Annotated in this window: 26 protein-coding genes; 14 read left to right on the forward strand and 12 right to left on the reverse strand. The window is 62.6% G+C overall.

Going from position 1 to position 22,846, the window contains the following annotated elements; translation table 11 throughout:
- The first annotated feature begins 58 nt into the window (after positions 1-58).
- The 8 genes from LGH82_RS07140 (at position 59) to LGH82_RS07175 (ending at position 7,850) form a co-directional block, all read left to right on the forward strand.
- Positions 59-706, forward strand: a complete 648-nt coding sequence (locus LGH82_RS07140) for an amino acid ABC transporter permease (protein ID WP_227347856.1) — start codon at positions 59-61, stop codon at positions 704-706.
- Between the two features lie 12 nt (positions 707-718).
- Positions 719-1,378, forward strand: a complete 660-nt coding sequence (locus LGH82_RS07145; RefSeq protein WP_227347857.1) for an amino acid ABC transporter permease — start codon at positions 719-721, stop codon at positions 1,376-1,378.
- Complete coding sequence (locus LGH82_RS07150) at positions 1,375-2,139, forward strand: amino acid ABC transporter ATP-binding protein (protein ID WP_319799924.1); 765 nt, start codon at positions 1,375-1,377, stop codon at positions 2,137-2,139. The genes LGH82_RS07145 and LGH82_RS07150 overlap by 4 nt, the downstream gene beginning before the upstream one ends.
- Positions 2,140-2,147: 8 nt before the next feature.
- Entirely contained in the window at positions 2,148-3,788 is a 1,641-nt protein-coding gene (locus LGH82_RS07155) for a N,N-dimethylformamidase beta subunit family domain-containing protein (RefSeq protein ID WP_227347858.1), read from the forward strand.
- A gap of 1 nt (position 3,789) precedes the next feature.
- On the forward strand, positions 3,790-5,169 hold the full coding sequence (locus LGH82_RS07160) for an aspartate aminotransferase family protein (RefSeq protein WP_227347859.1): 1,380 nt from the start codon (positions 3,790-3,792) through the stop codon (positions 5,167-5,169).
- 9 nt (positions 5,170-5,178) lie between these two features.
- Positions 5,179-6,108 carry a 3-keto-5-aminohexanoate cleavage protein gene (locus LGH82_RS07165; protein ID WP_227347860.1) on the forward strand — a complete coding sequence of 310 codons (930 nt, stop codon included), beginning with the start codon at positions 5,179-5,181 and terminating at the stop codon, positions 6,106-6,108.
- Between the two features lie 210 nt (positions 6,109-6,318).
- Positions 6,319-6,825, forward strand: a complete 507-nt coding sequence (locus tag LGH82_RS07170) for a GNAT family N-acetyltransferase (protein ID WP_227347861.1) — start codon at positions 6,319-6,321, stop codon at positions 6,823-6,825.
- On the forward strand, positions 6,822-7,850 hold the full coding sequence (locus LGH82_RS07175) for a histone deacetylase family protein (protein ID WP_227347862.1): 1,029 nt from the start codon (positions 6,822-6,824) through the stop codon (positions 7,848-7,850). Before LGH82_RS07170 ends, LGH82_RS07175 begins: the two co-directional genes overlap by 4 nt.
- Before the next feature lie 15 nt (positions 7,851-7,865).
- On the opposite strand, the gene LGH82_RS07180 is transcribed toward LGH82_RS07175, so the two are convergent.
- The 3 genes from LGH82_RS07180 to LGH82_RS07190 form a co-directional block, all read right to left on the reverse strand.
- Entirely contained in the window at positions 7,866-9,131 is a 1,266-nt protein-coding gene (locus tag LGH82_RS07180) for a cysteine desulfurase-like protein (protein WP_227347863.1), read from the reverse strand.
- A gap of 36 nt (positions 9,132-9,167) precedes the next feature.
- On the reverse strand, positions 9,168-10,235 hold the full coding sequence (locus LGH82_RS07185) for an aldo/keto reductase (protein ID WP_227347864.1): 1,068 nt from the start codon (positions 10,233-10,235) through the stop codon (positions 9,168-9,170).
- Positions 10,236-10,354: 119 nt separating this feature from the next.
- On the reverse strand, positions 10,355-10,813 hold the full coding sequence (locus tag LGH82_RS07190) for a hypothetical protein (RefSeq protein WP_227347865.1): 459 nt from the start codon (positions 10,811-10,813) through the stop codon (positions 10,355-10,357).
- A gap of 106 nt (positions 10,814-10,919) precedes the next feature.
- On the opposite strand from LGH82_RS07190, the gene LGH82_RS07195 reads away from it, so the two are divergent.
- Both LGH82_RS07195 and LGH82_RS07200 read left to right on the forward strand, forming a co-directional pair.
- The gene (locus LGH82_RS07195) at positions 10,920-11,171 is read left to right on the forward strand and encodes a hypothetical protein (RefSeq protein WP_227347866.1); all 252 of its coding nucleotides are present in this window, start codon (positions 10,920-10,922) and stop codon (positions 11,169-11,171) included.
- Positions 11,172-11,214: 43 nt separating this feature from the next.
- A complete protein-coding gene (locus LGH82_RS07200) occupies positions 11,215-11,379 on the forward strand; it encodes a hypothetical protein (RefSeq protein ID WP_227347867.1) in 165 nt (54 codons plus the stop codon).
- 55 nt (positions 11,380-11,434) lie between these two features.
- Here LGH82_RS07200 and LGH82_RS07205 read toward each other — a convergent pair whose 3' ends face one another.
- Positions 11,435-11,941, reverse strand: a complete 507-nt coding sequence (locus LGH82_RS07205; protein WP_227347868.1) for a DUF1993 family protein — start codon at positions 11,939-11,941, stop codon at positions 11,435-11,437.
- A 139-nt stretch (positions 11,942-12,080) separates the two neighbouring features.
- Between LGH82_RS07205 and LGH82_RS07210 the strand changes: the two genes are divergently transcribed.
- On the forward strand, positions 12,081-13,130 hold the full coding sequence (locus tag LGH82_RS07210; RefSeq protein ID WP_227347869.1) for a DUF1176 domain-containing protein: 1,050 nt from the start codon (positions 12,081-12,083) through the stop codon (positions 13,128-13,130).
- A 33-nt stretch (positions 13,131-13,163) separates the two neighbouring features.
- Here LGH82_RS07210 and LGH82_RS07215 read toward each other — a convergent pair whose 3' ends face one another.
- From LGH82_RS07215 to LGH82_RS07245, 7 genes are all read right to left on the reverse strand, one after another.
- Positions 13,164-14,054: an alpha/beta hydrolase family protein gene (locus LGH82_RS07215; protein ID WP_227347870.1), complete on the reverse strand. Its 891-nt coding sequence runs from the start codon at positions 14,052-14,054 to the stop codon at positions 13,164-13,166.
- A gap of 33 nt (positions 14,055-14,087) precedes the next feature.
- Entirely contained in the window at positions 14,088-15,698 is a 1,611-nt protein-coding gene (locus tag LGH82_RS07220) for an NTP transferase domain-containing protein (protein ID WP_227347871.1), read from the reverse strand.
- The gene (locus LGH82_RS07225; protein WP_227347872.1) at positions 15,695-16,399 is read right to left on the reverse strand and encodes an XdhC family protein; all 705 of its coding nucleotides are present in this window, start codon (positions 16,397-16,399) and stop codon (positions 15,695-15,697) included. The genes LGH82_RS07220 and LGH82_RS07225 overlap by 4 nt, the downstream gene beginning before the upstream one ends.
- Before the next feature lie 65 nt (positions 16,400-16,464).
- Complete coding sequence (locus LGH82_RS07230) at positions 16,465-16,803, reverse strand: XdhC family protein (protein ID WP_227347873.1); 339 nt, start codon at positions 16,801-16,803, stop codon at positions 16,465-16,467.
- Between the two features lie 45 nt (positions 16,804-16,848).
- Positions 16,849-18,093, reverse strand: a complete 1,245-nt coding sequence (locus LGH82_RS07235) for a vWA domain-containing protein (RefSeq protein ID WP_227347874.1) — start codon at positions 18,091-18,093, stop codon at positions 16,849-16,851.
- Between the two features lie 5 nt (positions 18,094-18,098).
- Positions 18,099-19,028 carry an AAA family ATPase gene (locus LGH82_RS07240; RefSeq protein ID WP_227347875.1) on the reverse strand — a complete coding sequence of 310 codons (930 nt, stop codon included), beginning with the start codon at positions 19,026-19,028 and terminating at the stop codon, positions 18,099-18,101.
- A gap of 25 nt (positions 19,029-19,053) precedes the next feature.
- Entirely contained in the window at positions 19,054-19,548 is a 495-nt protein-coding gene (locus LGH82_RS07245) for a flavin reductase (protein WP_227347876.1), read from the reverse strand.
- Positions 19,549-19,729: 181 nt separating this feature from the next.
- Between LGH82_RS07245 and LGH82_RS07250 the strand changes: the two genes are divergently transcribed.
- Positions 19,730-20,803 carry a branched-chain amino acid ABC transporter substrate-binding protein gene (locus tag LGH82_RS07250; protein WP_227347877.1) on the forward strand — a complete coding sequence of 358 codons (1,074 nt, stop codon included), beginning with the start codon at positions 19,730-19,732 and terminating at the stop codon, positions 20,801-20,803.
- Complete coding sequence (locus LGH82_RS07255) at positions 20,803-21,828, forward strand: P1 family peptidase (RefSeq protein WP_227347878.1); 1,026 nt, start codon at positions 20,803-20,805, stop codon at positions 21,826-21,828. The genes LGH82_RS07250 and LGH82_RS07255 overlap by 1 nt, the downstream gene beginning before the upstream one ends.
- A gap of 9 nt (positions 21,829-21,837) precedes the next feature.
- Here the strand turns inward: LGH82_RS07255 and LGH82_RS07260 are convergent, their stop codons facing one another.
- Positions 21,838-22,092 carry a DUF2171 domain-containing protein gene (locus LGH82_RS07260; protein WP_227347879.1) on the reverse strand — a complete coding sequence of 85 codons (255 nt, stop codon included), beginning with the start codon at positions 22,090-22,092 and terminating at the stop codon, positions 21,838-21,840.
- A gap of 241 nt (positions 22,093-22,333) precedes the next feature.
- Here LGH82_RS07260 and LGH82_RS07265 point away from each other — a divergent pair, with 241 nt between their 5' ends.
- Positions 22,334-22,834, forward strand: coding sequence for a hypothetical protein (locus LGH82_RS07265; protein WP_227347880.1), 501 nt, complete (start codon positions 22,334-22,336; stop codon positions 22,832-22,834).
- Positions 22,835-22,846: the final 12 nt, after the last annotated feature.

Below are 22,846 nucleotides of genomic sequence, written 5' to 3' on the forward strand. Positions count from 1 at the left end.
CAGGCTTCAGCTGGCCAACACCACTTGAGGCCGGGCGCCACTCCTGCCGGACGATCCCATGGATTTCTCTTTGATGTGGCGCGTCTTCCCGTTCTTCGTGGAAGCCGCCTGGGTGACGATCGAGATCACGGCTTTGGCCTTGATTCTCGGTCTCCTGGTCGCGGCACTCGCCGCCGCGGCCAAGATGTCGAGGTCCGCACCGCTGCGGGCCATCGGCGCCGTCTATGTCAGCCTGTTTCGCGGCACGCCCTGCCTGATCCAGCTGTTCGTGCTTTATTTCGGTGGCCCGCAGATCGGCGTTAATCTCGACCCCTTCGCAGCGGGCGCCATCGGCCTTGGCCTCAACATCGGCGCCTATATGGCGGAATCGATCCGTGGCGCACTGATAGCCGTCGACCGGGGCCAGACCGAGGCCGCCCGCACTATCGGGTTCAGTCGTTTCCAGACCTTGCGCAAGGTTGTGCTGCCGCAGGCCGCGAGGCTGATGATCCGCCCGCTCGGCGTCAACACGGTCGCCCTGTTGAAGGGATCGGCGCTGGTCTCGACCATTTCGGTCGTGGAACTGACCTATACGGCCCAGCGCTTCATCGGCTCCACCTACAAGCCGTTCGAGATCTTCGGCGTCGCCGCGCTGCTTTACATGGTCATGGTCTACGCCGTGGCGCGGACTGTCGACCTGCTCGACAAACGCTTTGCCATCGTCTGACCGGAGAGCACGATGCAAGGTTTGGATTTCACTGTCGTACTGCCCTACTGGGACCTTCTGTTGACGGGTGCCTGGTGGACCGCGCTGCTCACGGTCTCCGCGGGAGCGCTCAGCTTCGTCTTCGGCATCCTGTTCGCGGTTGTCGTGCTCTACGCACCAGCGATCATCGCCTATCCCGTGCGCGCCTTCATGTGGGTGTTCATGGGAACGCCGCTGCTGCTGCAACTCTTCCTGATCTATTTCGGACTGGTGCAGGTCGGCATCGACATCCCTGCCCTTGCCGCCGGCATCGTCGGGCTTGGCCTGCATTTTGCGGTCTACAATGCCGACGTTATCCGAGCCGGCATCGTCGCGGTCGATGTCGGCCAGACGGAAGGCGCGCGCAGCATCGGCTTCGGCAAGTGGCAAACGCTGCGCCATGTCGTGATCCCCCAGGCTGTCCGCAACACCGCCCCGCCGATCGGAAGCAACATGATCGCGCTCCTGAAGGAATCCTCGATCGTGTCGGTGATCGGCATTGCCGAACTGGTCCATTCCTCCCAGCTGGCGATCAGCGAAACGTTCCGGCCGTTCGAGTTCTACATCACGGCGGCGGCGCTCTACTACATTCTCAATCTCGCGCTTGAAGCGGGTTTGCGTCGGTTCGAACGGCGCGTGGAGGTTTCCCGATGAGCATTCAGAGGCCAATGGTCGAGGTTCGCGGCGCACGCAAATCATTCGGCGCGATGGAAGTGCTCAAGGGCATAGACCTGTCGGTGGATCGTGGGCAGATCGTGGCGATCATCGGGCCGAGCGGCTCGGGCAAGAGCACGCTGCTGCGCTCCATCAATCATCTCGAGACGTTGAACGGCGGCGAAGTCTGGCTCGATGGGGTGCAGGTCAACCAGCCCTTGCGCGGCCAGGCTTTTGAACGTCATATCAACATGGTGCGCCAGCAGATGGGCATGGTTTTTCAGCACTTCAACCTTTTTCCGCATCTGACCGTTCTCGAGAATATCGCCATGGGACCGATCATCCTCAAAGGCATGAGCAAGAGCGACGCGCATGCGCTCGCGCACAGCCTCCTGTCCAAGGTCGGGCTCGCCGACAAGATCGATGCCTACCCGTCACGGCTTTCGGGCGGCCAGAAACAGCGCGTGGCGATTGCGCGCGCGCTGGCCATGCAGCCCAAGGTGATGCTGTTCGACGAGGCCACTTCGGCGCTCGACCCGGAACTGGTCGATGAGGTCAACGCGGTGATGAAGCAGCTCGCCGCCGAACACATGACGATGCTTATCGTCACCCACGAGATGCGCTTTGCCGGTGAAGTGGCGGATCGTGTGCTGTTCATGGATGGCGGCGCCGTCGTGGAAGAAGGCCCACCGTCCCAAATGTTCCGCGCCCCGAAGATGGAGCGCACCCGCACCTTCCTCAAGAAATACCTTTCAGCCTGAGCAAGACCATGATCAGCCTCCCGACAGAATTCCCCGATTTCGGGCTCACCCCTGACCAGCGCCGGCATGCGGTGCGCGGCCACTATTATGAATGGCCGGGCATGGATGGCGAACGCGGCGAGATCTGGTGCTACACCGACCGCTTCTCCTACCGTCCTGGTGAGACAGCTACGCTGCATGTCAGTTCCACGGCGCCAGCCTTCGGAATGACAATCATCCGCGACGGTGCGACCGAAACGAAGCTGTTCGAGAAGGCCGGCATCGCGGCGCGCTGGCAGGACAGCCCGGACCAATGTTCGGTCGAAGGCTGCGGCTGGGAATCCTCCCTGGAATTCCGCGTCGGCAATGATTGGCCGTCCGGCGCCTGCCGCCTGACGCTGACGGCGGATGGTCGCGATGGCAAGCCGATCCAATGCCACCACATCCTTATCGTTGCTCCCCTGCCCGGCAAGAAACCCGGTCGCGTGTTGCAAGTGGCGGCGACAGGAACCTGGCTCGCTTACAACACCTGGGGCGGCTCCAACCACTATCAGGGCATTACCGGGCCGAACCGCAACCAGTATGCGACGTCAGTGTCCACACAGCGTCCATGGTGCCGGGGCTTCGCGGTGCTGCCGAAGGACGCGCCGCGCGTGCCGCTGGAAGTCGCCGTGCCGCCCAAGACGGTGCCACGCTATCCGCATATGGAATGGGCGTTTGCCACGGGACATTCGAAGAAATATGCCTCGTCCGGCTGGGCCAGCTATGACAGTCATTTCTTCCGCTTCGCCGAACGCGCTGGCTACGCTGTCGATCTCGCCAGCCAGCACGATCTGCATTTCTCGCCGGACATTCTCGACGGGTATGACTGCGCCGTCTTCGTCGGCCATGACGAATACTGGACCTGGGAAATGCGTGACGCCGTCGACGGATATGTCGAGCGTGGTGGCCATGCGGCGCGTTTTGCCGGCAATTTCATGTGGCAGACGCGGCTGGAGGACGATGGCCGTCGGCAGGTCTGCTACAAATACCGCTCCCGCGCCGAAGACCCGGCCTATCGCGGCGGCGATGTGACCCGCGCCACCAATTCCTGGGAGGCGCCTGAAATCGGCCGGCCGGGTTCGGCGACCTTCGGGCTCAATGCGACCAGGGGTGTGTATGCCGGCTGGGGCGGCTGCGCGCCGCGCGGCGTGCGCGGCTTTCCGGTCTACCGGCCCGAGCATTGGGCCTTTGCCGGCACCGGCATCTATTATGGCGACCTGCTCGGCGCCTATAGCCATGTCTATGGCTACGAGGTCGACGGGCTCGACTTCGAGATACGCGGTGGCCTGCCCTACCCCACCGCGACCAGCGGCGCGCCGGATGGATTGCAGGTTCTTGCCGTCGGCATGGCCAGTCAGGTGGAAGAAAGCGCCGATATCCCGATCGAGGATCAGTTCCTCACCGACGAGGATGGCCGCTTCACCGCCGAAACGCTGTTTGGCGAAGCCACCGATGCCAACCTGGAAAAGGTCAAGCGCGGCAACGGCATGATCGTCAACTTCCCGCGCGGCAAGGGCGAGGTGTTCCACGCCGGAAGCTGCGAATGGGTCGCCGGCCTGCTAAGACAGGACCCGATGGTCGAACGCGTTACCCAGAATGTCCTTGATCGCTACCTTGGAAAGTCCTGACATGTCGAAGACCCAGACCGCCGCTCAAGACACCGAGGCCCGGCGAGAATCGCATCTATTCTATTTATCCAGCCTGCGCCGGCCGCTGATCGACCGCGCCGAAGGCATCTATATGTGGACGCAGGACGGTCGCCGCTTCATCGACGGATCGAGCGGGCCGATGGTTGCCAATATCGGCCATTCCAACCGCAATGTGCTGGACGCCATGAAGCGGCAGATGGATCGCGCCACCTTCGCCTATCGGCTGCATTTCGAGAATGAGCCGGCGGAGGAACTGGCGCGCGAGCTTGCCGGCAAGCTGCCGGAAGGCATGGACCGTATCTTCTTCGTCTCGGGCGGCTCGGAAGCGACCGAATCCTGTATCAAGCTGGCGCGGCAATGGGCGGTCGCCACCGGCCAAGCCAGCCGCTGGAAGGTGATCACGCGCTTCCCCTCCTATCATGGCGGCACGCTGGGTTCGCTTTCGATCACCGGTGACGACGCGCTGGCCGAAACGTTTACGCCCATGATGCGGGTGATGCCGACAGTGCCGGCGCCAACCGCCTGGCGCGACCGCGACAATCTCTCGATGGAACAGCGCGGCATCCGCTATGCCGACATGCTGGAGGAAAAAATCCTGGCCGAGGGGCCCGAGAGCGTGGTCGCCTTCATCATGGAGCCGATCGGCGGCGCGGCGACCGCGGCCCTGGTGGCGCCGGACAGCTATTATCCGCGCATTCGGGAAATTTGCGATCGCTACGGCATCCTGCTGATCCACGACGAAGTGATGAGCGGCGCCGGCCGCACCGGCAAATTCCTTGGTGGAGATCACTGGAACTGCAAGCCCGACATCGTCGCGCTGTCAAAGGGGCTGGGCTCCGGCTACGCTCCGCTCGGCGCGCTGGCGGCCCCGATGCGGCTGGTGCAGCCGCTGCTCGCCTCCGGTGGTTTCCAGCATGGCCACACCTATGCCGGCAATCCGCTGGCCTGCGCCGCCGGGCTTGCGGTGCTTGGTGAAATGGACCGGCTCGACCTGATCGCCAATGCGGCGGCCATGGGCGATGTGCTGATGGACGGGCTGAAAGGATTGGCGAAGCGCTTTCCGTTCATCGCCGACGTGCGCGGCAAGGGCCTGCTCACCGGGGCCGAGATGGTCGCCGATCCCGACACGCTACGACCGATCGACCAGAACAAGAAAGCCACGCAGCGGTTGCTCGACCTCGCCTACGAACGCGGGCTAATCATCTATGGCCGCAGGGTGAAGGGCGGCGTCGACGGCGACAATTTCATGGTCGCGCCGCCGATGATTGTCACCAGGGAGCAGGTCGGCGAGATCGTCTCCATCATTGGCGACTCGCTGCAGGTGCTCGCCTCTGAACTCGACCTTCCAGTCGAAGGCTGAGGAGAAAAAATGGCACCGCGAAAAGTCATCATCACCTGCGCCGTCACCGGCTCGGTGCACACGCCGTCCATGTCGCCCTATCTGCCGGTGACGCCCGACCAGATCGCGGCGGACGCGATCGCGGCAGCCGAAGCGGGTGCGTCCATCCTGCATCTCCACGCTCGCGACCCCAGGGATGGCCGCCCGACCGCTGACCCGGACGTCTACATGCAATTCCTGCCGCGCATCAAGCAGGCGACGTCAGCGGTGATCAACATCACAACCGGCGGCTCGTCGCTGATGACGTTGGACCAGCGGCTGGCGGCGCCGTTGCGGGCCGAGCCCGAAATGTGCTCGCTCAACATGGGCTCGATGAATTTCGCGCTGTTTCCGATGCTCGACAAGCCAAGGGAGTGGCAACACGAATGGGAGCCGAAGCTGCTCGAGGCCACGCGCGACACCATCTTCAAGAACACCTTCGCCGACATGGAAGGCGTGCTCGAGAGGCTGGGCAAGGGCTGCGGCACACGTTTTGAGTTTGAATGCTACGATGTCGGCCATCTTTATTCCCTGGCGCATTTTCGCGATCGTGGACTGGTGTCGGGACCACTGTTCATCCAGTTCGTACTGGGCATTCTGGGCGGCATCGGCGCCGATCCGGACAACCTCATCCACATGAAGCGGATCGCCGACAAGCTGTTTGGCGACAGCTACCAGTTCTCGGTGCTGGCCGCCGGTCGCCAGCAGATGCCGCTGATCTCGATCGCGGCGGCGATGGGCGGCAATGTCCGCGTCGGGCTGGAAGACAGTCTCTACGATGGCCGCCAATTGGCGAAATCCAATGCCGATCAGGTGCGTCGCATCCGTGGCATTCTCGATGGGCTGTCGCTGGAGGTTGCCACGCCAGACGAGGCGCGCGACATGCTGGCGCTCAAGGGCGGCGACCGGGTGGCGTTTTGAGATGTCTTCGACTGAGATGATTGCGTCCAGTCCCTCCCCCCTCTGGCCTGCCGGCCATCTCCCCCTCAAGGGGGGAGATTTGCTGTCGCGAGGTCTTTATCAAATCTCCAACGTCAAAGGATGGGCGGTAAGGTCAAAGCTGCCAATCTCCCTCCTTGCGGGGGAGATGTCCGGCAGGACAGAGGGGGGCGCCTTGGCGCCTTGCCTGTCTTGACCAGCCCCGTCCTCCTCCGCCCCGGCCGGATCGAAGACGTCGAAACCATCCACGCGGCGATCCTGAAACTCGGCACGCACATCGGCGCGCCCGAAGAGATCATCTCGACGCCCGGCGATCTCAGGGCCTATGGCTTTGGCGAAAAGCCGGCCTTCTCGACTTTGATCGCCGAAGTCGGCGGCGAATTCGCCGGCCTCTGCCTGCATTTCCCGATCTTTTCGACCTGGATGGGGCGGCCCGGCGTCTATGTGCAGGACCTCTATGTCGAGGACCGTTTTCGCGGCCGCAAGATCGGCGAACGTCTGCTGCGGCAAGTCGCGGCACAATGCCGGAAAGAAGGCGGCGTTTATCTGAGATTGTCCGTCGACAACGACAATGAGGGCGCCAAGGCCTTCTATGAAAGGCTGGGCATCGCCTGGTCGAGCTACGAACGGACGCAGAAGATCATCGGCGACGCCTTTTTTGCCTTCGCCGACACGCCGGAGAATGAGGAGCGGGAATGAAAGCCTTCCATGCCGAGGAACAGAAGCGCCACGATCCCAAGGCATTTCTCTCCAGCGGTGCACCGCAGCCAAATCCGGAAAAACCGGAACGGGTCGAGAGATTGTTAGCCGGCGCAAAATCCGCCGGTTGCACGATCGAACGGCCGCGAAATCATGGGCTTGGGCCCATCTCGGCCGTCCATACGCCGGAGTATCTCGACTTCCTCGAGCACATTTTCACGCGCTGGCAGCGTATTGAAGGCGCGTCGGCTGAAGTGATTCCCAACATCCACCCGATCACGCGGACTGGTTCCTATCCCGCGTCGGCCGTCGGACAGGCCGGCTATCACATGGCCGACACCGCTTGCCCGATCTCCGGCGAAACATGGCAGAGCGCGCTGTGGAGCGCATGGAGCGCGGTCGAAGCGGCTGAAGCGGTAATGTCGGGCGCGCCGGCCGCCTATGCGCTTTGCCGTCCGCCCGGCCACCATGCCTTTGCCGACGTCGCCGGCGGCTTCTGCTTCATCAACAACTCGGCGGTCGCGGCACAGGCCCTGCGCAAGACAGCGGCGCGCGTGGCGATCCTCGATGTCGACCTGCATCATGGCAACGGCACGCAAGGGATTTTCTATGCGCGGCCGGACGTGCTCACTGTCTCGCTGCATGCCGATCCGGTGCGCTTCTATCCGTTCTTCTGGGGCCATGCCGACGAACGCGGCGAAGGACCCGGTTTGGGCTACAATCTCAACCTGCCATTGCCGCGCAAATCCGCCGACGCGGCGTTTCTGGAAGCCCTTGGCATAGCGTTCCAGCGCGTCCGTGCATTTTCGCCAGACGCGCTGGTCGTGGCGCTCGGCCTCGACGCCTTCGAGGGCGATCCGTTCGGCGGGCTTTCGGTGACGACGCCCGGCTTCTCGCGCGTCGGCGAGGCCATCGCCAAGCTCGGCCTGCCCACCGTCATCGTCCAGGAAGGCGGCTACCTCTGCGACGAACTTGGCAACAACCTCACCGCCTTCCTCACCGGTTTTGGCGGCAAGGCGCGGTGAAGATCGAGGCTGGCCTCAGGACCGCTGCTGCCTGAGCATCGCGATCACCCGATGCACGCTCTCCAGCGTCTCGTCGATCTCGACTGACGTATTGTAGTGAGCGATGCCGATGCGCACGACGCCATGCTCGGCCGGAATGCCGAGCTGGTGGACGATCTCCCAGGCGTAGTTGTGACCCGACCACAGGAAGATGTTTTCGGCGTTCATCTGCCGAGCGATCGTTTCCGGCACGATGCCTTCCACGGTGAAAGAGACCGTCGGCACGCGATCCCCGAGCCGGTTCGGATCGGTGATGCCGTGGATGGTCAGGCCTGAAATATCGGACAGGCCGTCGATCAGCCTTTGCGCCAGCGGATTTTCGTAGGCGATCGACACTTCGAACGCTTTGGCGATCTTCTGCCTGCGCGAGCCGCCCTCGCCCGCGGCAGCGCCCAGTTCGGCAAAGTAATCTACCGCCGCCGTCAGACCGGCCATCAGTTCGATCTGTGGGGTGCCGAGTTCGAAGCGCTCCGGAAGGCCGTTGGACGAGCAGCGGCATTTGTAGAGTCTCAGACCATCGATGACGTCGTGGCGGCCCCACAATATGCCCATGTGCGGACCGAAGAATTTGTAGGCCGAGCAAATCAGGAAATCGCAACCGAGATCATCAACATCGATCAGGCCATGCGGTGCAAATTGCACGGCATCGACATAGACCAGGGCGCCGGCGTTCCTGGCGATGGCGGTCAGCGCTTTCACGCGGTTGATCGAACCCGTCAGGTTGCTGGCATAATTCAACGCGACAAGGCGTGTCTTTTCGGACAGCAGCCCGGCCAGCGTCGCCTCTTCGACCTGCCAAGTCTTTTCGTCGAACGGTAGCCAACGCACGACGAGGCCCAGATCTTCGGCCAGTTGCAGCCATGGCGAGACATTGCCCTCATGGTCCATGCGGGTGAGGATGATCTCGTCGCCCGGCTTCATCGTGCGGCCGAGCGTGCGCGACATGTGATAGGTCAGCGTCGTCATGTTGGCGCCGATGATGATTTCCTCAGGGCTCTTGGCGCCGAGGAAATCGGCCATGGCCTGATGCGCCTCGTCGACAACGGCCTGCGCCGCCACCGTTGTTTCGAAATAGCCGCCAAGATTGGCGTTGGTGGTGAGCAGGCAGCGCGACACCGCGTCGGCCACCGCTTGCGGCACCTGCGTGCCGGCGGGATTGTCGAGATAGATGCGGCGGCGGCCCCTGTCGGTCAGGGCAAGTGCTGGAAATTTCCCGCGCACGGCGTCGATCTGAAATGTCATGTTTCCCCCTCAATCAATTCGGTTGGTTCGGCTGCTTCAAGGGCACGGATTGCCGACGCGCTGGTGCACGGCATCGACCGCTTTCTGCATCTCTTCGGTCCAAACAACGTCCGCCGAAGACAGCGCCATGTCGAGTTGCGCGACGCTGGTGGCGCCGATGATGTTCGACGTCATGAATGGGCGGCTCGACACATAGGCGTTGGCGAACAGCGCCGGCTCCATGCCGAAGGAGCGCGCAAGTTCGTTGTACTCGAGCAGCGCTTGCGCCGCATTGAGCGTCTCGTAACGCTGGCCGCGATTGAACAGCTGCGAACGCGAGCCTTGCGGTCGCGCGCCATGGTCATACTTGCCGGTCAGATAGCCCTGCGCCAGCGGCGAATAGGCGAGCAGCGACACCTCTTCCCGCTCGCAGACCTCGGCCAGGTTCACCTCGAAGGTGCGGTTGACGAGATTGTAGGCATTCTGGATCGACGCGACGCGAGGACCGCCCCCTTTGTCGCTCTCGGCAAGGAAACGCATCACGCCCCACGAATTCTCGTTCGACAGGCCGAAATGACGGATCTTGCCGAGCTTCACCAGTTCATCGAATACCGCAAGCGTCTCGGCGATCGGCGTCTCGTCGCTCGGCGCTCCAACGGAATCGGAGCGTGGCGCTACGGCGCCGATGCGTGTCGGGTTGGCCCCCCAGGGTATGTCTCGTTCCGGCCAGTGAATCTGATAGAGGTCAAGATAGTCGGTGCCGAGCTTGGCCAGCGATTTGTCGACGGCGTCAAAAATATCGGCGCGCACAAGTTGCGACGGCCTGTCGCCGCGAAACCACGTGTTGGCGGTACGGCCGACGACTTTCGAGGCCAGGATGACCTTGTCGCGGTTTCCCTTGGCCTTCATCCAGCTGCCGATGATCTTCTCGGTCCGCCCTTGTGTCTCCGCCTTGGGCGGGATCGGGTAGAGTTCGGCGGTGTCGATGAAATTGACCCCGCGCGAAAAGGCCAGGTCCATCTGGGCATGCCCTTCCGCTTCCGTGTTCTGCTGGCCCCAGGTCATCGAACCCAGGCAAATCTGGGTGACAAGAAGATCGGTCCGACCAAGACGGCGTTTGTGCATGGAATATTCTCCGACGGGGAATCTTGGGCGCGACGGCGCGGGAAGGAGCCCGAGCATAGTCGAAAGCCCGGACCTTCTCCAAGCCCGGAACCGCGCCGATATCGCAATTTTGCAGAGTTTTAGCGCCTCACGCCGGCCAGTGCCCGCCGCTTGGCTTCGTCGATCAGCATGTTGGCCACCTGCATGCGGACCATGGCGCGCTGGCGCAGATGCGGGGCGACACGATCAGGGTGGTTCGAGAAGGCGAAGCTGCGGCGGATGCGACCGAAATCGGCTGCCTGCTTCGGCTGGTTGAGGCCAAGTTCGACCGCGATCGATTCGGGATCGATCGGCGGCAGTCTCTCCTCGGGATTTGGTTCTTCATCGGCGAGCGTCAGCTTTGCATGATCGAGCAGTGCCGCGAACTCGCTCGCCAGGTCGGCACCCGATTCGCGGTACTCGGCGGTGAATGTATCGCCGGAAACCTTGATGCGGCCCGAGTGGAGTTCGTCCGCTACCGAAAGGTAGTCGAAGGGAATGGAAGGACGAGCACCGACTTCATCGATCTTGTCGGAAACGACGAAGAGATCGTCGAGCAACGAAGCAAAATCCCGCTTGGCTCCGGTACCGATGTCAGCCTCCCCCTGTCACAAGTCCGCGCATCATGGATGCACACGTCGAACATATAGGACCGGCTCGTTAAAAATGAATGCCAATGATCTTAAGAGTTTGGCCGTTTCCTCATTCAGAATGGGCACCCCTGATAAAAAGCCGGACTGCACTTTCATGCAGTCCGGAATTCGCCAGGAGTGGCGAGGAAAAACCGGCCATGTGCCAGCGTTAAAGCATACGGTCCGTGCACCGTGGAAGTTTCGTTTGGCTCGAAAAATAAAAATGGAAAAATCAGCAGGGCATGGCAGCCATGCAAATGCTGCGCTGCACAATTGTCACGATTGACCTATATTCGGGCTTCGGGAGGACCAACAAAGGAGCCTGAATCGTGGGGTTCTTCACTGAAATGTTCGCCCGCCCGCGTCCGCAGGAGCACCTGCGTTATCGCGCGGCCCTTTCGCTGCTTCACTCAATGAGCAGCGCAGACCGTGCCGACATCGGCATCAAGCCGGCCGATTTCCCGCGCATCGCCCGCGAAATGTCCCTGCGCTAAGGCGACAGGGAGCGTGAGGTTTCCCGGCAGAACCAGGAAACCTCACTATCTGCCTTCAACGCGCCCCGAGGAACGTCGCCTTGCCCAATGGCACGCCATTATGGCGCAGGATGTCGTAGGCCGTGGTCAGGTGAAAATAGAAATTGGGCATGGCCAGATGCAGCAGATACTGCATGCCGCCCATGGATATCTCGCGCCCACCAAGCTTCAGATCGATCATCTTGTCGTCGGAGCCATCGATATCGGCGGCCGAGAATGTCGCCAGATGGGCGACCGTCTTGGCAATGCGCGCTTCGAGATCGGCAAAGCTTGCCTCGCTATCCTCATATTTCGGCACGTCAAGCCCGGCCAACCGCGACGGCGCGCCTTTGGCATGGTCGGTCGCGATCTGGACCTGCCGGGTCAGCGCGTACATGTCGGGCGCCAGGCGAGAGGTCAAAAACACCTGCGGGTCGATCTTGCGCTCGATGGCATTCTGTTCGGCCGTCGCCAGCACTGTGGAAAGTGCCTTCAGCCTGGCCGAGAACACCGGCACGGACGCCTCATACATCGATATCGTCAATTGAATTCTCCTATGGGCTGGAACGCCGGACGGGACGTAGCGCCTTCCCGTTCGATTTTTCAAGCTTGTGCAAATCAGCGCGTCACCACGTCGCCGCAATCCCCGTGGTAGACTCTCAGCATCGAGGTGGAGATTGCCGATGAAACGCGCCCTTTTCGCAGCGACTGCTTTTTGCTCCCTTGCGGTTGTCGGCCAGACCGCGCACGCCGCAGACGCCCCCTATGTCGACGACAGGACGGATGCGACAACGGTTATCCATTCGCTTTACAGCGCCATCAACCGGCATGAATTCTCGCGTGCCTGGAGCTATTTCGGAGAAACAAAGCCGGCTAAAGACTTCGATACATTTGTCAAAGGTTACGATGGCACCGAAACCGTCGACGTGAAAACCGGTGCGGTATCCGAAGATGGAGCAGCCGGCAGCATCTACTACGCCGTTCCCGTCGCCATTCGCGCCAAAGCCAAGGATGGCAGCGAAAAGGTCTTTGCCGGCTGCTACACGGTGCGCCAGGTCAACGCGCAGATCCAGGAGCCGCCGTTCGACCCCATCCATATCGAAAAGGGCGAACTGAAGCCGGCGACAGCCGCCTTCGACGAAGCCGTGCCGGTAAGCTGTGGTGACGGACCGCCGCCACCGAAAAAGGACGCGGCGCTGGAGCAGGCCAAGAAGGCATTTGCCGCCACCTATGGCGACCAATGCGACAAGGAAATGCCTGGCGGCGGTCCTCGCGGAGAGCCGGATGCCTACAGCCTTCACTACAGGGATGCGGGCGCGGCGGCCAGCGACCCCGACCGCGAGACACGATTGTTCCGCTTCTTCTGCTCAATGGCCGCCTACAATGAAAGCTCGGTCTATTACGTCGCCGACGACGTAGCGGGCGTGCGGCAATTGCAGTTCGCCGCACCGACACTCGACATCCACTATGAAAACAACAACAGCGAAGGCAAGGTGCAGGCGATCAACATCATCGGCTTCCAGACCGATGACCAGGCCATCAATTCCGAATACGACGACGCCACGAAAACCATCACGTCCTTCACCAAATGGCGCGGCGTGGGCGATGCGTCGTCAACCGGCACCTATCTGTTCCGCAACGGCAGTTTCTCGCTGGTACAGTATGATGTCGATGCGTCCTATGACGGCGAGGTCAACCCGCAGACCATTCTCGACTACAATACCGCCCCATGATGGTGCAGCAGCGTGGCGCGACCGACGGGTTTGTCACGGCGCTTTCGACAGCATCCAGTTGAGCGTGCCGCGCCAGTCGGTCATGCGGATCGGTGTGCCATGGGTGCCCGTCTCGAATCGGACAAAGCGGGTCGGATAGGTCTTGGATTTGGCCAGGATGGAGCGGAAAAAAGCCTCCTGGTTCGCCACCGGAAAAACCACGTCATGGCTGCCCTGACCGAAGAAGACCGGCACCCGGCGCTTGAAGGCTGGGCTGGAGAAGAAGCTTTCGTCCCATAGCGAGCCAAGCAGCAGCAGGCCATTGATGCGCCCGCCTGTGTCCTTGCGGGCGGCGATCTTCCAGCACAAGGCGCCGCCCATCGAGCCGCAAGCGACGAAGATTTTCGCGCCCGGCGACTGTTCGGCATAATGATCAATCAATGCCGCGACTTGCGCGGCGCCTGTGTCACCGAAATCGGGGAAATCCGGCGACAGATAAAGGCCGTCATTCTGGGCCATCAGATTCTTCAGCCGGTTGAAATTGCCCCCGAAGGTGAAGTCGTCAACGCCCTGCTTGCGGCTGCCGCCCTGCCCGTGAAGGTACAGAACGATGATCCCGGCGCCCTCGGTCTTGCCGACTGCGACGTGTTTGACATCGCCCACATCTGTCTTCAACGACAGGTCCTGCTGCACCTTGCGAACGCTCGTATCGGTATATTGTGCATGCACCCGGCGCTCGGGAACCTCATCGCGGGCGTTGATGTCGCGCATTTCCCGATAGTCGAAGACCGTATAAGCGCCATTGTTGTCCGACGAGAGCTTGGCCGGATAGGCGAAGAGGTCATCCTTGAAGGGTTTTAGCGTCAGCGTCTGACCTTGGGCGACAGACGACAACAACGCCGTAACGGCCAGGAAGACACAGAAAGATCGGAGGCGAGAAAACATGCCAGCAGGCATGCGTAATTCGGCTTGGGTTTGTCAATCCTGCAGCACGCCGCCGGCGTCTTCTAGTGCTTCGCGGGTGTCGACATCGACTGACGCCCCCTCGCCGATCTCGACATCGATCACGTCGAGCCCTCCGGCCTCGACCAGATGGCGGGCGCCGGTATCGCCCTCGAGATGAGCGATCGCCGGAAACAGGGAGCGCGGCAGCAGAACCGGGTTGCCACGGCGACCGTCGTGCGAGGCGCGAACCACCGAATTGCCTCCAGCCTTGCGGAACGCATCGATCAGCCTGTCGAGATCGGCGGATGACACGCCCGGCATGTCGCCGAGGACTATCATGGCACCAGCGACATCGCCTCCAACTCGGGCAATCCCCGCTTTCAGCGACGTCGACAGGCCCTCGGCGAAGTCCGGATTGTCGGCGAAGGCCAGTTCAAGCCCGGACAGCGCGGCGTGTACGCGCTCGCGTTGATGTCCCGTAACGACAATCGTGCCTGATGACTTCGAGCCGAGCGCGCGCTCGACGGTGCGGCGTACCAGCGGCTTGCCGTCGAACAGCGCCATCAGCTTGTTCGGTCCACCCATGCGGCTCGACCGACCGGCGGCCAGAAGCACGATATCGACATTGAGTGGGGCTTTGGCCGGCAGCGGTTCGCGCGGCTGCGGCCGCGTCGGAATCTCCATCAACAGTCCTCCGACGCCCATGCCGGCAATATCCTTGGCCGTCACATCGAGACCGGCAATCAGACGGTCCAGCACCCAGTCGAAGCCATTCTCCTTGGGACTGCGGGCGCATCCTGGCGCGCCGATGACACGCTTGCCGGCAAGGGTTCCCAGCACCAGAAGATTGCCGGGATCGACCGGCATGCCGGCGCGAATGACGGTCCCGCCCGCCTTCTCGATCGCCGCCGGAACGACGTCGTTGAAATCGCTCATCGCGGACGCGCCGAAGATGACGACCATGTCGTTGTCGGCAGCCAGCGAGGCCGCGGCCTCCGCAACCGGCTCGATCTCATGTGGCGTCCGGCGCTCTGTCGTCAGCCTGCCGCCCGAGCGGGCCAGACGTGCTTCGGTGACGCGCAGCGTCTTGTCGAGCACGCTGGATTTGATGCCAGGCAGAACCGTCTGGATGACGCCGACACGCACCGGCTGATAGGCGTTGACGGCGAAAATCTCGCCGCCGCCGCAGATTTTCGTCACCGCATCGACCAGCGACGAAGCGACAGCAAAGGGGATGATCTTCACGGTTGCGACCATCTGTCCGTTTTCGACCGGCGCATGCTGGGCCAATGTGGCGATGGTGATGGTCGCATCGACAGCGTTGATCGCATCGATCATCGCGGCATTGACGGTGAAGATGCCCGCCGCCCTGGCGTAGAGATTGACACGGCCGGTCGCCGCGGCATTCGCCTCGATGTTGCGATGGACCATGCTTTCGGCGATCGTCCGCGCGGCGGCGTCCTCGCCTAGATCATCCGCGCTAAGCACAGCCGCGACGATGCGCGAAACACCGGAAGCCTTCAGCAGGGCGACGTCGGCCGCACTCAGCTTGTGCGCCTTGCGAAAACGTCGTTCTCCGGCTGTAGTGGCATGCGCCAGCACCGCACCCTCGGCCGCCTCGATCGGGATCGGGCCAAACTTCACGCCGCGACGCCCTTGGCCTGCAGACCGCGCGCACGGAAGGCGTGGACAACCTGCGCCAGCACCGCAACGGCGATCTCGGCAGGGCTCGCCGCGCCGATATCGAGGCCGATCGGCGCATGGATACGCGCGATCTGCTCCGCGGTAGCGCCCAAAGCCAGCAGGCGTTCGACCCGTTTTGCGTGGGTCTTGCGGCTGCCAAGCGCTCCAACATAGAAGCAATTGGCGTCAAGCGCGGCTTTCAGCGCGAAATCGTCGATCTTCGGATCATGGGTGACGGCGGCCAGCGCCGTATAGCTGTCGAGCGGCTGGCGCTTCAGGACATCCTCGGGCCATTCGGCGTGGAGCGCGACGTCGGGAAAACGGTCAGGTGTCGCAAAGGCCGTTCGCGGATCGATGATCTCGACCGGATAGCCGGCAATTTTCGCCATAGGCGCCAGCGCCTGGCTGATATGAACAGCGCCAATGACAATCAGACGCGGCCGCGGCAGATGCGCGTTGAGGAAAAAGGTGCGACCTTCCGCTTCGACCGAGCCCGAATTGCCGGTGCGAAACGCCTTGGCGATCGCGGCCCCCAGATCGCCGGCGACTTGGTCGCCTTCGCGCACAATGCGATCGCGGCCATCGCCAAGGTCGGTGACCAAAATCGCCGCACGACGGGCTTGGCGTTCAGCGTTCAGTGTTTTTAGCGCATAGGGGTCCATTGGGAATTCTCTTTTTTGAGCATGATCTTATCCAAAAACCGGTTCCCACTTTCTGGGATCATGCTTTAACCCAGCCGCTCGACATAGACTTTGATACGCCCGCCGCAGGAAAGACCGACCTGCCAGGCGGTTTCGTCGGCGACACCGAACTCCAGCATTTTCGCCTTGCCGCTGTCGATGACGTCGATGGCTTCGGTGACCACGGCGCCCTCGACGCAGCCGCCCGAGACGGAGCCGTGGAAATTGCCTTCCGCGTCGATGACCAGATGACTGCCGACCGGACGCGGCGCCGAGCCCCAGGTCTCGACCACAGTGGCAATCGCGACGTCCTTGCCGTCTTTCATCCAGCCCTCGGCAATGATCAGCGCGTCACGCGCTTCATCAAGGTAGATGCTGTTTTCCATCACCATTTCTCCTGAAGTCTGTTTTTCGCCTGGGGAAACATATGGCTATGCAGCGCGCCTCGCGCCAGCGTCCATCCATCGGCGGGGATCGACCGACTGCGTCGACTTCTTGTCCAGCGACGCGCACAGATCGGCCAGCGCCTCGAGATTGTGCACCGAGCGGAACTCGTCGACATGCGGCAGCATCGCCTTGACGCCACGCGCCCTGGCTTCGAAGCCATCGAAGCGCAGCAGCGGGTTCAGCCAGATCAGGCGACGGCAGGATTTGTGCAGGCGTTCCATCTCCTCCGACAGGCCGGCGACATCGTCGCGCTCCAGCCCATCGGTGATCAGCAGCACCACGGCCCCCTGTCCCAGCACGCGCCGCGACCACAGCCGGTTGAACTCGGCCAGCGTGTCGCCGATACGGGTACCGCCCGACCAGTCCTTGACCGCCGCCGAGCAGTCAGCAAGTGCGGCGTCGGGGTCGCGATGGCGCATCTGGCGCGTCAGGTTGGTAAGCCTGGTGCCGAAGACAAAGGCATGCACGCGACGGCGCTTTTCGGTCAGCGCGTGCAGGAAATGCAGGAAAATGCGCGTGTACTGACTCATCGAGCCGGAAATGTCGGCAAGCACCACCAGCGGCGGATGAACCTCGCGTGGGGATCGAAATTTCGGCAGGATCAGTTCGCCGCCGGTTCGCGCGGCCGAGCGCATCATGGCGCGCGGATCGATGCGGCGGCCATGTGCGTCGGCCTTGAAACGTCTTGTCCTGACCAGATCGAAGGGCAGCCGCAACTGTGTGATCGCCTTCTTGGCGTCCGCCATCTCGGTGGCGTTCATCTGGGCAAAGTCCTTGCCCCGCAGCACCTCGCTGCCGGAAAAGGTGAAGCGGGCATCGACCTCGATCTCGGGAATTTCCTGAACCGGCTGGCTCTTCTGATGGCCTTCGAACATCGCCTGGCTGACACGGCTTTCCGCCGCGCGCGGCTTCTGCTTTTCGCGGTTGTCGGGCGCCACCGGCGAAAACATGGCCAGCATCTTCTCGATCAGCTCACGCGACTTCCAGAACAACCGGAAGGCTTCGTCGAACGTGGCGTGATCCTCATGCCGGGACACCAGCACGGCGTGCAGCGTCCAGTAGAAATCGTCGCGGGAGCCTATGCCGGCCGCAAGCACCGCTTCGATGGCGTCCTTGACCGAGGCCGGCCCGACCCGCATGCCGGATTTGCGCAGCGCGCGGGCGAAGTAGACGATGTTGTCGGCGATCCGCCCGACCGCGGTCGCCTCTTTTGGCTCGGAGCGCGCCACGGGCCCTACTCCGCCGCCGAAAGCTCGGCCTTCACCTCGTTGAGGATCCGCCGGCCTTCGCCCTGTTCGATGCGGGCAATGTCATCCTGGTACTTCAGCAGCACGCCGATCGTGTCGGACACGGTTTCGGGATCGAGCGCCACCTTGTCGAGTTCGGTCAGCGCGCCGGCCCAGTCGATTGTCTCGGCGACGCCCGGCATCTTGAACAGCTCGATCTGGCGCAGCTTCTGGACAAACGAAACCACTTCGGCGGAAAGGCGACGATTGGCTTCCGGCACTTTTCGATGGACGATCTCCAGTTCGCGCTCGGCATTCGGATAGTCGACCCAGTGATAGAGGCAGCGGCGCTTCAGCGCATCGTGGATCTCTCGTGTGCGGTTGGTGGTGATGATGACGATCGGCGGTTCTTCCGCCTTGATCGTGCCGAGTTCGGGAACCGTCACTTGGAAGTCGGACAGGATTTCAAGCAGGAACGCCTCGAACGCCTCGTCGGTGCGGTCGAGTTCGTCGATCAGGAAAACCGGGGCGGCACCGGTCTTGCCGGTCAGGGCATCCAGCACCGGGCGGCGGATCAGGTATTTTTCGGAGAAGACGTTGCGCTCCATGTCGGAGCGATCGACCTTGCCGGCCGCCTCCTCCATGCGGATCTCGATCATCTGCGCCGCATAATTCCACTCGTAAACGGCCGATGAGACATCGAGGCCTTCGTAGCACTGCAGCCGGATCAGCCGGCGGCCCAGCGACTGGGCGAGAACCTTGGCGATCTCGGTCTTGCCTACGCCAGCCTCGCCTTCGAGGAATAGCGGGCGCTTCATGCGCAGCGACAGGAACAGCACCGTCGCCAATGACCGATCCGCGACATAGTCCGCGCCGGTCAGAAGATCGAGTGTTTCGTCGATCGTCCGCGGCACGGCGCGCGGTGTCAGCTCGGTCATTCTCTCTCCGTAGGCAGCCAGCCTGTTACAGCACGTGGTAGGCGCGGTCGTGATAGATCAGCGGCCGCAAATTATCGCCGATGCGCAGGCCTGTCACCTTGCCAAAAAGCACACGATGGGTGGCCAGATCCTTGGTGTCGACCAGTTCGCAATCGAACACAGCGAGCGCGCCCCTGAGCGTCGGCGCGCCGGTCGAGATCACATCCCACTCGCCAAGCGCGAAACGCTCCTCGACCGGCAGGCCGGTGATGCCGGAAAAGCCGATAGCGAGCGGCTCCTGGTGCGAGGCCAGCGTGTTCAAGGCGAATCTGCCGTTCGTCACGAAAGCTTCATTCTTGGGATTTTCGCGGTTGAGGCAGGCCAGAATTGTCGGCGGCGTGTCCGACACCGAACAGGCGGCGATCACCGTCGCGCCGCGTCGGCCGGCCGTGCCGTCGGTGGTGACCACATGGACGTGGCCAGCAAAATGGCTCATCGCGTCGCGATAGGCCTGCGGCCCAATGTCATTCTTCTTCAGCACGGGTGATTTTCCACAGTCAGAACCCAACCCGCTATATATTGCGACATATGGCACGCCACAAGCGAAGTGCTTGGCACATATCCGTAAATTCGCGTGTTGCACCAAGGCCGGACAGCCTTTAGGTCTTTGCACCAAGAGTGCCAGAATACGCGTGACCGGTACGGAGGAATGCTTCGACATAATGCGACCGGGGACAACGACAATAGCGCTGCTGCTCTGGCTGTCTCTGGCCGGCGGTGCGAGTGCCCAGGCGCTGCTGGTCGGCATCGCCGCACCCTTGTCGGGGCCATCGGCCATACTCGGCAAGCAGATCGAGACGGGCGCCATGCTGGCAGCGCAGGCGAACCGCGTCGATTTCAAGACTGTTGATGATGCCTGCACGGCCGACGGTGGCGCGGCGGCCGCCAGGGAATTCGCGGCGGCCAAGGTCGACATCGTCGTCGGCTTTCTCTGCACCGATGCCATCGAGGCGGCGCTACCGATCCTGAAGGACGCCAACATACCGCTCATCACGGTGGGCGTTCGCACCGAGAGCCTGACCGACCGACGTGTCAAGACTGGCTGGCTGGTCTATCGTCTCGGACCGCGCGGGGACGACGAGCGTAACGCGGTCGCCACGACCCTTACTCGGCTCTGGCAAAATGAGCTGTTCGCCATCATCGACGACGGTACCATCTACGGCCGCGAAATGGCCGAGACGTTTCGCGCGGCGGCAGAGCAGGCCGCGCTGAAACCGGTGTTTGTCGACACGTTCCGGCCGCAGCTCGACAACCAGATCGGCCTGATCGGCAGGCTGAAGAAGGCCGGGGCGACGCATGTGTTCGCGGGCGGTGATGGCGATGACATCGCCATCATGGGCCGCGATGCAGCCCAACTCAATGCCGGTATCGTGTTTGCAGGCGGCGAGAATTTGCGCACACCACCTGGCGACGTGCCCTATTCGGTGGGCACGTTGATGATTGCGCCGCTGGAGTGGGCCGAAGTCGCCAACCCCAAGGTGCTCCAGGCATTTGCCGATCAGAAGATCGTGCCGGACGGCTATACGCTGCCTGCCTATGCGGCGGTCGAGATCGCCAAGGCCGCGTCAGGTTTGGCTGAAACCTCGGCCAAGCCGCTGGCCGACGCACTCACCGCACATGACTTCTCGACGGCAATCGGGCCCGTGCGCTTCGACGGGAAAGGCGACCTGAGCCAGAGCCCCTACCGTGTCTTCCGCTTCGACGGCACGCGGTTTGCGCCTTTGGAAAGCAACTGATGTTTAGAACCGGCCCGCGCAATCTGATCACGGACGTTGCGGGCCTGCGCGTCGGCAATGCTTCCGACACAAGGTTGAAGTCCGGCGTGACGACAATCCTTTGCGACGAACCGGCGGTGGCCGGCGTCCAGATCCTGGGCGGCGCACCGGGAACGCGCGAGACCGATCTGCTCGAGCCGCACAATTCGGTCGAGATCGTACATGCGCTGGTGCTTTCCGGCGGCTCGGCCTTTGGCCTCGACGCGGCCTCCGGCGTCCAGGCAGCCTTGCGCGAAAACGGCATTGGGCTGGATGTCGGGGGATTTCGCGTGCCGATCGTGCCGGCGGCGATCCTGTTTGACCTGCGCAATGGCGGCGACAAGGATTGGGGCCGCTATCCGCTCTATCGCGATCTCGGCTACGAAGCAGTGCAGGCTGCGGCCACCGACTTTGCACTCGGCACGGTCGGCGCCGGCACCGGCGCGCTGACGTCCGGGCTCAAGGGCGGGCTCGGCTCGGCGTCCACCGTGCTCGACAGCGGCGTCACCATCGGCGCGCTGGCCGCCGTCAATCCCACCGGTTCGGTGACGATAGGCCGAACCCGCCATTTCTGGGCTGCACCTTTCGAGATCGACGATGAATTCGGCGGGCTGGGCTATCCGTCGCCAATGCCTGACGACGCCAGGAAGATTCTGCTGAAATTTCGCGACAGGAAGCTGGGAGACAAGGACATCGGCGGCGGCAACACGACCATTGCCATCATCGCCACCGATGCCGTTCTCACCAAGGCGGCGGCGAAGCGGCTGGCGATATCCGCTCATGATGGTTTCGCGCGCGCCATCTGGCCAGCGCACACACCCGCCGATGGCGACCTGGTCTTTGCGCTGGCGACAGGCAAGAGCGGAATCCAGCTTTCGCCCAATGACGCCATCGATCTCTACGCGGCGGCCGGCGCAACGATGGCACGCGCCATCAGCCGCGGCGTACACGCCGCGACGCCCGCCGACGGCGACCTGTTTCCTGTCTGGTCGTCGCGGCCGGGCTGAAGCCGTCGATCACACAGGATCGGATTTTTCTTCCTCGAACGTCACCGCGACATCGGAATTCGCGGACAGCCACACCTTCTTGCCATCGACCTCGGCAACAAGGGCCAGCGAAATGTAATGGTGATGGCCCTTGTGGGCGCCCTCGCCGCTGTCGGCCCTGGTCAGCTTGATGCGCTGGCCATCGATCTTGTCGACGGTGCCGACATGCACGCCATCGGCGCCGACGACTTCCATATGCTCACGAATTTTGCTGGTGTCGGTCATGGTTGGTTCTCCATTGGACTGCCGACAATAACAAATGACAGGCCGATTGGATGCATCGCATTCGCTTTATCGGGCTCGCGACGGTCGGGGGCTGCCATGGTAAGGGATTTCCTCCACTGGCCGACGAATCGGAAACCCATGCTGATCCCCATCCTGGCTGCCGTTTGCTTGCTCGCGCACGGGAACCATGCAGCTGCCTCGCGATGACCGGACACGTGTGACGACATCCGATCGGCCCGCGATGCCGAGCCGCGTCCTTGATCGTGTTCGCTGCGCCCTGCCATCGCTGCCAACCGCGCTTCTGGGCGGCTTGCTCTGGGCTGTTGTGATGGGCGCCAGCGCGCTCACCAATCTGCTGCTGGCCGGATGGGAAACACCGGCGAAGATCCGCTTGATTTCGTTGCTGTTTGCCACGGGCGGGGCGATCGCCTTCCCCGTTGGGCTTTTCCTTGCGCGGCTTGTCTCGCTCGGACGGCAGTGGGAAGTCGCCTTGGCTGCTGGCCTTGTCTGTCTGCTGGCTTCGACGATCGGTCTTACCGGCGGACTGTTCGCCCTGCAATACCGCTCCTACTATGCCGAGTGGCACGCACCCGCCTTCACCATCACCTGGGCCTTCCAGTTCGCGTTCACCGTGCTGATCGCGCTCTACCAGTTCATCGTTCTTGGCATCCGGCTCTATTTCCCCCTTGGTTTCATTGCGCTGGCAGTCGCCGGCGTCTGGTTTGCGCGACGCCAACGTTGAGGATTTTGCCAG

It is taken from the genome of Mesorhizobium sp. PAMC28654, from assembly GCF_020616515.1.
Classification (GTDB): Bacteria; Pseudomonadota; Alphaproteobacteria; order Rhizobiales; family Rhizobiaceae; genus Mesorhizobium.